The following is a 12,775-nucleotide window of genomic DNA, read 5'->3' as shown; positions in this document are numbered from 1 at the left end:
GCCGCAGTGGCCATGTTGTTACTGTCATCCTATTCCTATGCACAGACGCAAGGCCAGCAGGCTCAGCAGGGTCAGCAGGCTCAGCAGCTCCAGCAGGCCCGGCAGGGTGCCCAAGGCCAGTTGTTTCAGGGCACCAATGCGCCCGCCGGGGCCTTGGGGGGTGGATGGAGAGTCATTCCGCGCATGAGTTTGAGGGAAACATACTCCGACAATATTAGATTGAGACCGGAGGCCGACGCCAGGGCCGATTTCGTGACTCAGATCAATCCTGGCATCTTGGTGAGTGGCGTAGGACGCCGTTTTAATTTCATTGCTGATTACACCATGAATAACCTCATCTATGCTGATCAAAGCAGCTTAAGCAGGATAAGGCATCAATTCAATGTCATGGGCACGACTGAATTGATCGAAAATTTGTTCTTCGTGGATGGAAGAGCCATGATGACACAGCAAAATGCTTCCTTATTGGGTCCGCAGGGGCTCGACAATGTCAATGTCACGGGCAACAGGGCTGATGTAAGAACTTATACTATAAGCCCTTATCTGCGCCACCGTTTCCAGGATATTGCTACAGCACAGCTCCGTTACACTTATGGCATTGTTGAATCGAGTGCAAATGCGCTTCGAAACAGTCACAGGGACTCTTTCCAGGCGAATCTCAATAGCGGCGATGCTTTCAGGACATTCAGCTGGGGCGCGAATTATGATAAACAAATCATTACGTTTGACCGAACCGGCCGGACAGTCGAATTGGAACGGTCTATCGCCAATGCTCGCTATATGGTTACGCCCCGATTCGGACTGACCGCAACCGGGGGCTATGAGAGCAACAGTTTCATTTCAATTCGGGGGAGTCCCTCAAGTCCTACGTGGACAGTAGGCTTTACATGGATACCGGACGAGAGAACGAATATTGTGGCGACTGCCGGTCAAAGATTTTTTGGCGATACCTACTTCGTGTTGGCCAATCACCGCACTCGCCTTACCGAATGGAACGCAAGCTATAATGAAAATATCACGACGTTCAACCAGCAGGCTGGCGCAGGCGGCATAGGCGGTGTTGGTGGCATAGGTGGCATAGGCGGTATTGGTGGCATAGGTGGCGGCGGCATAGGCGGCGGCGGGATAGGCGGGATAGGTGGTGGCGGCATAGGCGGCATAGGCGGGATAGGTGGCGGCGGCATAGGTGGTTCCGATCCGGGGTTTTCTGGTACAGGCTCTTTCCTCGATCCCACTAATTTTTTTACGAATCGCCTTTTTTTGCAGAAACGTTTCCAGGCTTCCATTGCCTTCAACGGTTTATCAAATACGCTGTTGTTAAGGGCGTTCAATATGACACGCAGGGCATTCTCGCCGGAGTCAGAGGATGCCGATCTCCTTGGGGCGAACGCAGCGCTGTTTAATCACACCAGGCAAAGCGGAGTCAATGCGCTATGGACTCATCGCATTACCGCGCTCACCAGGGCTAATGTCAATTTGGGGTTCACAAGATTTGCCTTCCTCACTACCGGCAGAGAAGACGATTACAAGATTGGCAGGGTTAGCCTGACAAGGCAATTCCAGGCTCAGCCCGCTGTGAATGGCATGATTGAATTCCGGCATGTCCAGCGGGATTCCAATCAGCCTGGAGCGAATTATCGCGAGAATGCTGTTATCGCTTCCCTAAACATGAGCTTCTAGGGGCAGAGACGAATGTACGGATCATATTATGGTTTCAGGGTCAAACCATTTCAATTGCGACCCGACCCGAGTTTTTTCTTTGGCAGCAAGGGCCATAAACGTGCCATGGCCTATCTTGAATATGGGCTTTCGCAGGGTGAAGGCTTTATTGTCATTACCGGGGAAGTGGGTGCAGGCAAGACGACACTGGTACGCAATCTTTTTCGTACGCTGGAATCCGAGAATATCCTTGCCGCGCAAATAGTCAATACTCATCTGGACTCGGACGATACCCTGAGAATGGTGGCTGCCGCTTTTGGGTTGCCTTACGAAAACTCCGGTAAGGCTTCGCTCTTGATAGGGCTCGAACAATTTTTTCGTCAATGTGATCAGCAAGGGAAACGCGCGCTTCTGGTAGTCGATGAGGCGCAGAATCTTTCTCCCCGCACTGTGGAAGAGTTGAGAATGCTTTCCAATTTTCAAACAGACGACAAGCCACTGCTGCAGACATTTCTGCTAGGTCAGCCGGAGTTCAGGAAAACTCTGCTTAGCGGGGACATGCAGCAGTTACGGCAAAGAGTGACTGCCACCTATCACCTTGGGCCCATGGATTTATCAGAAACACGATCCTATATCGAACATAGACTGAATACCGCGGGCTGGCACGGAGACCCATCGTTTGATGAAGCTGCCTTCGCCGCTATCTACGATTATACCGGCGGCATTCCTCGCAAGATCAATACATTGTGTGACCGCCTTTTGCTGATGGGCTGCCTGGAGCAATTGCACGAGTTCGGTAGTTCGGAAGTCAATGAAGTCATTTGCGATATACAGCAGGAGTTTCATCTGTCGGAAGCCGATATCGCGTCCGGGCTGAAGAAAGAAGAGGCTTTCGCCAGCTTGGAGAATATGGATGACCGGATTGTCAAGCTGGAGGAATCCGTTGTTTCGTTGGCGGAACTGCTCAAGCAGGTCCTGTCCTTGGCCAACGTAAACAAGAATATTCGGAAAAACAAGGGCTAATGTGCATACTAAGGTGAGGCGTCAACTTGGCTAGCCATCATGGCCAGTCAGCGGGCGAGAACTGTGGAGGCGATTTACGGGCAGGTAGGAATGGCTTGCGAGCCTAAGTGGGGAACCGATGGTTCGCACTATGCGAGGATGGTTAAATGACTACAGCGCCAATACGCAATGCGATGACTGTCGATGTGGAAGACTATTTTCAGGTTTCCGCATTTGCCCCCCATATTTCGAGGGAATCGTGGACATCCATATTCTGCCGGGTGGAATCCAATATCGATCGCATACTCTCCTTGCTGGATGAAGAAGGTGCAAAAGCAACTTTCTTCACACTGGGGTGGATCGCTGACCGTCACCCTGACATGGTCAAGCGCATCGTCGCAAACGGTCACGAGCTTGCCAGCCATGGATGGGCTCATCATCGGGTCTCGGATCAGGAACCTCATGAATTCCGTGAGGATGTCGTTCGAAGCAAAGCCATTCTGGAAGACATTGGCGGTCACGCGGTACTGGGCTACCGTGCGCCGAGCTTTTCCATCGGGCGTCATAATCTATGGGCGCTGGATATACTTGAAGAAGCCGGCTACCGCTACAGCTCCAGTATTTATCCCATCCAGCATGATCATTACGGCATGCCGGAGGCTCCCCGCTTTGCCCACCATCCGCGCACCCATCATGGGTTGCTGGAATTGCCCATTACTACCATGCGTCTGTTCAAACGGAATTTTCCCGCCGGCGGCGGAGGCTATTTCCGGCTCTGGCCCTACCCGGTTTCGCGGTGGTTCCTGCAAAGGTTGAATCATCTGGAGCACCGTTCCGCCATCTTTTATTTCCACCCCTGGGAGATAGATCATAAGCAGCCCCGTCAGCAGGGTATCAGCATGAAAACGCGCTTCCGCCATTATTACAATCTTCATCGTATGGAGGAGCGGATCAAGGCTTTGACGCGTGACTTCCGATGGGATCGCGTGGATCGGATCTTTCTGGAATAAGCATGAGCAGCATCATTGACGCGTTTCAGGAAGATCGCAACATTTCCTTCCGCCAGACCGGTACGCCGGTTGTTCATGCCTTTCAACCGCAGGATGCCGAAAGATGGGATGAATTCGTGTCCGCTTGTCCCGAAGCCACGTTCTTCCATCGCGCCGGGTGGAAAACAGTCATCGAACGTGCGCTGGGCCACAAAACCTGGTATCTCTACGCGGAATCCGAAGGGGAAATACAAGCAGTACTGCCATTGGCGGAAATCAATAGCCGGCTTTTTGGTCATTGTTTAAGCTCACTTCCGTTTTGTGTCTATGGTGGCATCGCCGCAATTTCGGAATCCAGCCGGATTGCCCTGGACCACGCCGCCCAGTCGCTCGCTACGCGGCTGAAAGTTGACTATCTCGAATACCGCAACCTGGGAGTGCAGCACCCGGATTGGCCAACCAAGGATCTCTATGTGACCTTCCGCAAAGGCATAGATCCGGAAGTAGAGCAGAACATGCAAGCCATCCCGCGCAAGCAGCGCGCGATGGTACGCAAGGGTATCAAGGCCGGATTGGAAAGTATCATAGATGAGGATACTGAGCGTTTTTTCTTCGCCTATTCTGCAAGCGTGCACCGTTTGGGTACTCCGGTCTTTTCCAGGAAATATTTCCGGCTTCTCAAGGAAACCTTTGCTAAAGATTGCGAACTTATGGTCGTTCTAAAGGAAGGGCGCACCGTCAGCGGCGTAATGAGCTTTTATTTCCGTGATGAGGTATTGCCTTATTACGGAGGTGGCACGGGCGAAGCAAGGGAGGTAGCGGGAAACGACTTCATGTACTGGGAACTGATGCGGCGTGCTTGTGAGAGAGGGGTTAAAACTTTTGACTTCGGACGCAGCAAGCGTAATACCGGCTCTTACGATTTCAAGAAGAATTGGGGATTCGAGCCACAATCGCTGCATTACGAATATCAGTTGCACCGTGCGGGATCAGTGCCTGATCATAACCCTCTCAATCCCAAATATCAGATTTTCATCAAGGCCTGGCAGAAGTTGCCTCTACCGGTTGCCAATCTTGTGGGTCCTTATATCGTGAAGAATCTGGGCTAGATTCATGCGGGAACTTCTTTATCTCGTCCACCGCATCCCTTATCCACCGGACAAGGGTGACAAAATACGTTCTTATCACTTGCTGAAGTATTTGAGTCAGCACTATCGTGTTCATCTCGGTACCTTTATCGATAACGAGAAAGACTGGAACTACCTTGGTAAAGTCAAGGATCTCTGTGGCGAGACCTGCTTCGTCAATCTATCCCCGAAAGTCGCGCGCTTGCGTAGCCTGGGCGGCCTGCTTTTCCGGCAGCCCCTTACCTTGCCCTATTATCGGGACAAGGGCTTGCAGGCATGGGTAAATAATATTCTCGAAACAAGATCTATCAGGAATATTCTGATCTTTTCCTCGGGTATGGCGCAATATGTGAGCCATGCCGCACCCGCACGCCGGATAATCGATTTTGTGGATATCGATTCAGACAAATGGATGCAATACGCAGCCACCAAAACTTGGCCGATGGATTGGATATATCGGCGCGAATCGAGACTACTGCTCAGCTATGAAAAACAGGTCGCCAAAGAGTTTGATGGTGCGGCTTTCGTTTCCGAGGCGGAGGCCGATTTATTCAAGCGGCTTGCGCCGGAGGCTGCAACAAAAGTCACTTACTTCAACAATGGCGTCGATGCGGACTACTTTTCTCCACAAGTTGTTTACGCCAGCCCCTACGCCGCCGGCAGCAACATTCTGGTTTTTACCGGAGCTATGGATTACTGGGCTAATGTCGATGCCGTAGACTGGTTTGCGCGCGCCATCTTCCCTGTAATCCGTGCAGGCGTGCCCGATGTTGAATTCCATATCGTTGGCGCGCGGCCGACCGCAAACGTGCTGGCACTCGCCACCCTTCCCGGGGTCGCCGTAACCGGCTCGGTACCGGATATACGTCCCTATCTCGCCCATGCGTCTTTGGCGGTAGCGCCGCTACGCATTGCCCGAGGGATACAGAATAAGGTGTTGGAAGCGATGGCTATGGAAAAAATTGTAGTCGCCTCTCCCCAAGCAATGGAGGGACTATGCGCACTTCCCGGGCGGGAGTTGCTGGTCGCTGACAACGAGGACGATTTTGCTCATCAGATAATTACGCTGCTCCAAAGCAAATCGCATCTGGCTATGGGCCGTGCCGCAAGAGTTCGTGTTCTGGAGGACTACAGCTGGGAAAAAAGGCCTGGCGCGGGTTGACGCGATCCTCTCACAGCCGCAAGCGCCTTCAGCTGATGAGGCGTATTCGGTTGATTTGCAGAATCATTTTAAATCTGCGGGAGATGCGGCATGAGTGCGCAATCCCCGCAAGAAATTGTGCATAATTCGGCCACAGCGCTGGATCAGCAACATTTGAAGGGGGCTGCCCTCCTCACACTTGCCACCATCGCCGCAATCCTGGCGGGTTACCACGACACCACGTGGTCCATGGTATCCATCTGGGAGCGATCCGATACATTTGCCCATGGCTTCCTCATTTTTCCCTTCAGTGCCTATCTGATCTGGGGGCAACGCAAGCGTTTAAGCACATTTCGCCCAGAGCCCAACCCGATGGGCCTAGCGGTACTCGCCGTCTTGGGTTTTAGTTGGTTGCTGGCAACGCTTGCCAGCGTCCAGGTATTTGAGCAATATTTTCTGATAGCGATGATTTCCGCCGTGGTTTGGGCAATTCTGGGCACCCGGATGGCATGGGCGTTGGCTTTTCCATTGGCCTATCTCTTGCTCGCGGTGCCTTTTGGCGACGCGCTTATCCCTCCCCTCATAGACTTTACCGCCGACTTTACAATCTGGGCGCTGCAGTTGACCGGTATACCGGTTTATCGTGAAGGCAGCTTTTTTGCCATCCCGAGCGGAAATTGGTCCGTGGTGGAGGCTTGTAGCGGTTTGCGCTATCTGATTGCGTCTTTCACGCTGGGTACTCTTTATGCCTATTTGACATACCGCAGTCTGAAACGCCGTCTGGCGTTTATCGCACTTTCAGTGATTGTGCCTATTATCGCCAATGGGATTCGCGCCTATATGATTGTGATGACCGGCCATCTGAGCGACATGCGACTGGCTGTGGGAGTCGATCATCTTATTTACGGCTGGATATTCTTCGGCTTTGTGATGCTATTGTTATTCTGGATCGGATCGTTCTGGCGTGAAGACGATAGCGAGAATGATGTTGCTGACGCGACTTTTTCCCAATCCAAGCCGGACGTCAAGCAAGGCGGCAACGGTTCACTGAAGAGCATAGCTCTCACCACCAGCGCCGTCCTTGCCATAGCCTTTATCTGGCCAGTATCCGCAGCTTATCTGGAGAACAGATTTTCCCGCAGCACGGCGCCCCAAATTGAAATTCCAGGCGTATCGGAAAAATGGGAGGCCACCGCGAGTCAGCTCTCCGACTGGAGACCCAAGTATATTGGAGCCGCTGCCCAATTTCTGCAAAATTACCGGAACCACGGCCGGGGGGTGGATCTTTACGTGAATTACTATCGAAACCAGCAGCAGGGAACAGAACTGATCAATTCGGAGAACCTGCTCGTACCGGAAACGGAATCGTATTGGCGTAACATCAAGGAAGATACACGCGGGATCCTGCTTGACTCCCAGCAAATGACCGTCACGCAGAATCAGCTTCATTCTCCCGCCACAAGCCTGCTCGTCTGGCGGTGGTATTGGATTGGCGCAGAGAAGACGGCGAGTCCTTACATGGCTAAGTTTATTCTGGCGCGGAATAAACTCCTGGGTAGAGGGGATGATGGGGCGGAAATCATTATTGCGGCGCGTTACGAGGAGACACCGGATGAAGCTGTTCCAGTGCTTCAGGCTTTTGTGGATGACATGATGCCAATGATAACGAAGGGGCTCCAGAATGCATGGGAGCGCTAGTACCCGGCAAGATCCGGTGAAATCTTCAAGGAGCATCACGGCGCAGCCCCCGCTCATTGTCCATGTCATTCATCACCTGGGTGTTGGGGGTCTGGAAAATGGTCTTATAAACCTGATCAATCATATTCCGCCCGAGCGTTACCGGCACGCTATCGTATGCCTCAAGGGTTACTCCGATTTTCGCAGCAGGATTCTCAGGGAAAATGTGGAAATCGTGGCGTTGAACAAGCGCGAAGGCCACGATCTTGGTCTTTATATTAATTTGTTCCGGACACTGCGGCGTTTGAAACCGGATATCGTACATACCCGTAATCTCGGCACGATGGAAGGCCAAGTCATTGCCGCAATCGCCGGGGCTCGCGCGAGAATCCATGGCGAGCATGGGCGGGACATCTTCGATCTGTATGGTAAAAATCGCAAATACAATCTGTTGCGCAAGGCAATTCGTCCTTTCGTCGATCATTTTATTGCTGTCAGCAGAGATCTGGAAAGCTGGCTCGCTGATACCGTGGGAGCAACGCCACAACGTATCAACCAGATCTACAACGGTGTTGATAGCCTGCGTTTTCATCCGCGCGATGGCGCGCTCTTTAGAGCGGGCCCACAAGGCTTCTTTACGGAAAACACTTTTGTCATTGGCAGTGTTGGAAGAATGGCGAACGTAAAAAATTATCCCAGTTTGATCCAGGCTTTCCTGATGTTGCTGAAAGAGGAGCCTGCCGCCCGCGAACAACTCCGGCTTCTGATCGTGGGCGAGGGAACTTCGAGGCGGGAATGCATCGACATGCTGCGTGAGGCAGGTGCAGAAGCCCTTGCCTGGTTGCCGGGTGAACGTGCCGATATCCCGGAACTGATGCGCGCCATGGATCTTTTTGTACTCCCCTCGCTGGGCGAAGGCATCTCCAATACTATTCTGGAAGCCATGTCCACAGGGTTGCCAGTCGTCGCGACCCGCGTCGGGGGAAATGTGGAGCTTGTAAAAGAGGAGCTTACCGGGATGCTGGTTCCGCCGGAAATGCCGTCGGCACTGATGGCGGCCATACAGAAATATTACAGAAATCCCGATCTGGTTATCCAGCACGGCAAAGCGGCGCGGCGGCAGATTGAGGCAAGCTTCAGCATGGAAGCCATGACCAAAGGTTATCTTCAGGTCTATGACAAGGCCTTGCGCCGATGGCCCCAAGTTTAGGATAACGGACGGAATAAAAGGAAATCAGCATGTGTGGAATTGTTGGCTTGTTTGACACGCGTGGCAAAAGTGAAATTGACCGGCGAGTGCTCGGCCGCATGAATCAGCTCCAGATTCACCGCGGCCCCGATGAAGGAGAACTCTACACGGAGCCTGGGGTGGGCTTCGGCCATCGTCGCCTTTCGATCATGGATGTCTCCAGTGGGCAGCAACCCCTGTTCAATGAAGATGGCAGTGTAGTCGTGGTTTTTAACGGCGAGATCTACAACTTTCAGGAGCTTGCCTCAGAGCTTGCCGCCCTCGGTCACACTTTCCGCACGCATTGTGATACCGAGGTCATCGTTCACGCCTGGGAAGAGTGGGGCGAGTATTGCGTGGATCGCTTTCGCGGCATGTTTGCCTTCGGCTTGTGGGATCGTAACCAGGAAACCCTGTTTCTTGCCCGTGACCGGCTCGGTATCAAACCGCTTTACTATGGCATGCTCGGCGACGGTACATTTATTTTCGCTTCCGAGCTCAAGGCCCTGCTTGCCCATCCTGATTTCATCCGCGAGATGGATGCCCATGCTATCGAAGATTACTTTGCTTATGGCTATGTCCCGGAGCCCAAAACGATATTCCGGCAGGCACTTAAACTTTCCCCAGCGCATACGCTGAAACTTTCGACCGGCCAAAGTATGCCGCGACTGCGCCAGTACTGGGACATACCCTTTACTCCGCATGCTTCCATCAGCATGCAAGACGCACAGGAAGAGCTGATTGTCCGGCTGCGCGAATCGGTAAAAATTCATCTGATGACCGAGGTGCCGCTGGGAGCTTTTCTTTCCGGCGGGGTCGATTCCAGCGCGGTGGTGGCGATGATGGCCAATCTGATGGGAGAGCCTGTCAATACGTGCTCCATCTCTTTTGGAGATCCTGCCTTCAACGAGTCCCAATACGCGCAAAAAGTGGCCGAGCGCTATCACACCCAGCATAATGTCGAACAGGTGAATCAGGACGATTTCGAGCTGATGGATAAACTGGCCTCCTTATATGACGAGCCCTTTGCCGATAGTTCGGCCATGCCCACCTACCGGGTCTGTGAGCTGGCCAGAAAACGTGTGACTGTCGCGTTGTCGGGAGATGGCGGCGACGAAAACCTCGCCGGATATCGCCGCTATCGCTGGCATCTGTATGAGGACCGGATGAGATCCATGCTACCACTCGGGTTCCGAAAACCTTTGTTCGGTTTGCTGGGCAGCCTATACCCCAAGGCCGATTGGGCGCCAAAGGTCTTGCGTGCAAAATCCACTTTCGAGGCCCTGGCGCGTGATTCCGTGGAAGGATATTTTCACAGCGTCTCCATTATGAAGGACAAAATGCGCCAGCGTCTCTTCAGCGCTTCTTTCAGCCGAAATCTCCAAGGGTACCAGGCGGTGGAGGTTCTACGCATGCATGCTGACAAATGTCCTGTCGACGATCCCCTGTCACGCGTGCAATACCTGGATATGAAGACCTACCTTGTGGGCGACATTCTTACCAAGGTGGATCGCGCCAGTATGGCTCACGCGCTGGAGGTACGCGTTCCGTTGCTGGACCATAAACTGGTCGAATGGATATCCGGCCTTCCGGTTTCCTTCAAGCTGCATGGGCAGGAAGGCAAATACGTATTCAAAAAGGCTCTGGAACCCTATCTTCCCAATGATGTTCTCTACCGCGACAAGATGGGGTTTTCGGTACCATTGGCAAGCTGGTTTCGCGGTCCGCTACGCCAGAGGGTTAACGATGCTTTGATGGGCCCGGTTCTCGCCGAGACAGGGATCTTCAATCAGGACTTTCTAAAGGAGATGCTTGAGCAGCATCAGTCGGGGAGGCGTGACTATAGTGCTCCGCTGTGGACGCTGCTGATGTTCGAATCATTTCTGCGTAACGTGCTGCCTATGGAGCATTCAGGCTCACGTAAGAGCGATCTCAAGGTGGCGTGATCATGAATGTGCAAGCCAGCGAAACCGCATGCGCTCATTACCTCAGGCCGTAAGAAAAACAGTGTATAACAGATTCAAATTGATGATCGGGGAACTTGCAACAAAATGATGGACGTATTTCTCACCGTTGACGTGGAGATCTGGTGTGATGGTTGGGACAACATTGATGCCAAGTTTCCGGGTGCGTTTCAACGATATATCTACGGCCCCACATCAAGAGGCAATTACGGTTTGCCATACCAGTTGGATCAATTACAGGAACATGGCCTGACAGGTGTGTTTTTTGTTGAGACCCTTTTCTCCACCCGGTTTGGGCTGGATCCCCTATCTGAAATCGTGGGCCTTGTTCGGGAACGTGGCCAGGAATTGCAGCTTCATCTGCATACCGAATGGGTTGATGAATCCAGAGAACCCCTGCTCGACAATATCACCGGTAAAAAGCAGCTCCTGCGTTACTTCTCGTTGCCGGAACAAACGATCCTGATCCAGGCGGGCGCAAAGTTGATTGAACTCGCCGGTGGTCAAAGCGTAAGTGCCTTTCGCGCGGGAAGTTTCGGTTTCAACAGGGATACGTTGCGGGCACTCGCCCACAACCACATCGCTTTCGACAGCAGCTACAATGCCAGCATGCTTGGACGGGACAGCGGGGTAAGTCCGGATGTTCCGCTGGTGGAACCGATCGAGTGTGAAGGCGTGTATGAGTATCCCATGACAGTCTTCCATGGCGGCGCGCATTCATTGCGGCATGCGCAAGTGACCGCATGCTCATATCGGGAGATGGAAGGGTTGCTCTGGCAGGCGCTGGAATCCGGCCACAAGGCCTTTGTTATTCTTTCACACAACTTCGAGCTGCTTAACGGCAGCATGAACCGGCCGGACGATATCGTGGTGGCTCGTTTCCGTAAGCTCTGCACCTTTCTCGATCGTCACCGGGATTGTTTTCGTGTTCGCGGCTTTTGCGGTTTGACCCCGGATCTCGCGGCTTCGCAGCCTGCCCCGCTCACCTCGCCGATGTGGAAAACGGGCCTCAGAATGTTGGAACAAGGACTACGGCGGGGGTTCCAGTGAAGCAACGATGGCATTACCGTCAAGTCCCCATAAAGCTTCAGCTGGGTGACAAAACATTGCTTTCGTCCCGATTATGGTTGCAAGTGCGGGAAGTGGGCCTTGATGACGAAACGCCGCCGGTAACAGAGCCGGTGCCGCCAGCCGACGCGCTTCAAATCAATAGTCAAGGTTTCCTGGTACGATCGCTGCGCGTCAATGGCAAACAGCCTGTATTGCGAAGGCGGGACAATTACCTCTGCTATGTTTCTTCCCAGCACCAGCGGTATTATATTGATATGCGTCAGTCATTCGCAGACTACAAGAGCAAATTTTCCTCCAAGACGCGTTCAACCCTCAATCGTAAGATCAAGAAGTACGCTGAATATTGCGGCGGCGACATCTCCTGGAAAGTTTACAAGTCAGCTGGGGAAATGTCGGAATTCTTTCGGCTTGCCCGCGTTGTTTCCAGGATCACCTACCAGGAAAAACTGCTCGATGCGGGGTTGCCCGATTCAGAAGAGTTTCTCCGCGAAATGGAGCGACTTGCTCAAGAGGGACTTGTCCGTGGATTTATCCTTTTTCATCAGGATCAGCCTGTCTCGTATCTCTATTGCCCCATCTCCAATGAAATCCTGATCTATGCGTACCTCGGATACGACCCTGACTACATGAATTTTTCAGTGGGCACAATTTTGCAGTGGCTTGCCTTGGAGCATCTGTTCGAGGAACGTTCTTTTCGTTTTTTTGATTTTACCGAAGGACAGTCAGAACATAAAAAGCTGTTTGCCACCCATAGTGTTCAATGTGCAAATGTTTTTTTCCTGCGCAGCAATCTGCGCAACAGGTTCTTGCTGCATAGTCAGAGCGCCGTGAATCATCTGAGCAGGCTGGCCGGCGATAAGCTGGATCAGCTTGGGCTTAAGTCGAAAGTAAAAAAGATGATGCGGTTTGGAATCTGA

At 52.6% G+C, this 12,775-nt stretch carries 10 protein-coding genes; all 10 read left to right on the top strand.

The genetic code is table 11. The features are described 5' to 3' along the window. Positions 1 to 12 precede the first annotated feature (12 nt). Positions 13 to 1,680, top strand: a complete 1,668-nt coding sequence (locus SQ11_RS06785) for a TIGR03016 family PEP-CTERM system-associated outer membrane protein (RefSeq protein WP_156972427.1) — start codon at positions 13 to 15, stop codon at positions 1,678 to 1,680. A gap of 12 nt (positions 1,681 to 1,692) precedes the next feature. Then, positions 1,693 to 2,682 carry an XrtA/PEP-CTERM system-associated ATPase gene (locus SQ11_RS06780; protein WP_041513385.1) on the top strand — a complete coding sequence of 330 codons (990 nt, stop codon included), beginning with the start codon at positions 1,693 to 1,695 and terminating at the stop codon, positions 2,680 to 2,682. A gap of 146 nt (positions 2,683 to 2,828) precedes the next feature. Next, entirely contained in the window at positions 2,829 to 3,671 is an 843-nt protein-coding gene (locus SQ11_RS06775) for an XrtA system polysaccharide deacetylase (protein ID WP_041513384.1), read from the top strand. 2 nt (positions 3,672 to 3,673) lie between these two features. Then, positions 3,674 to 4,759 carry a FemAB family XrtA/PEP-CTERM system-associated protein gene (locus SQ11_RS06770; RefSeq protein ID WP_041513383.1) on the top strand — a complete coding sequence of 362 codons (1,086 nt, stop codon included), beginning with the start codon at positions 3,674 to 3,676 and terminating at the stop codon, positions 4,757 to 4,759. 4 nt (positions 4,760 to 4,763) lie between these two features. Further along, on the top strand, positions 4,764 to 5,939 hold the full coding sequence (locus tag SQ11_RS06765) for a TIGR03087 family PEP-CTERM/XrtA system glycosyltransferase (RefSeq protein ID WP_041513382.1): 1,176 nt from the start codon (positions 4,764 to 4,766) through the stop codon (positions 5,937 to 5,939). Between the two features lie 90 nt (positions 5,940 to 6,029). Continuing rightward, complete coding sequence (gene xrtA, locus SQ11_RS06760) at positions 6,030 to 7,616, top strand: exosortase A (RefSeq protein WP_041513381.1); 1,587 nt, start codon at positions 6,030 to 6,032, stop codon at positions 7,614 to 7,616. Positions 7,617 to 7,632: 16 nt separating this feature from the next. Then, positions 7,633 to 8,805, top strand: a complete 1,173-nt coding sequence (locus SQ11_RS06755; RefSeq protein WP_041513479.1) for a TIGR03088 family PEP-CTERM/XrtA system glycosyltransferase — start codon at positions 7,633 to 7,635, stop codon at positions 8,803 to 8,805. Between the two features lie 29 nt (positions 8,806 to 8,834). Next, a complete protein-coding gene (locus SQ11_RS06750; protein ID WP_041513380.1) occupies positions 8,835 to 10,769 on the top strand; it encodes an XrtA/PEP-CTERM system amidotransferase in 1,935 nt (644 codons plus the stop codon). 105 nt (positions 10,770 to 10,874) lie between these two features. Next, positions 10,875 to 11,837 carry a polysaccharide deacetylase gene (locus tag SQ11_RS06745; protein WP_041513379.1) on the top strand — a complete coding sequence of 321 codons (963 nt, stop codon included), beginning with the start codon at positions 10,875 to 10,877 and terminating at the stop codon, positions 11,835 to 11,837. Continuing rightward, positions 11,834 to 12,775, top strand: a complete 942-nt coding sequence (locus SQ11_RS06740) for a GNAT family N-acetyltransferase (protein WP_041513378.1) — start codon at positions 11,834 to 11,836, stop codon at positions 12,773 to 12,775. The genes SQ11_RS06745 and SQ11_RS06740 overlap by 4 nt, the downstream gene beginning before the upstream one ends.

The sequence above is a fragment of the Nitrosospira sp. NpAV genome, assembly GCF_000832065.1.
Lineage (GTDB): Bacteria > Pseudomonadota > Gammaproteobacteria > Burkholderiales > Nitrosomonadaceae > Nitrosospira.
This window is presented reverse-complemented; position numbering and strand designations above follow the sequence as displayed.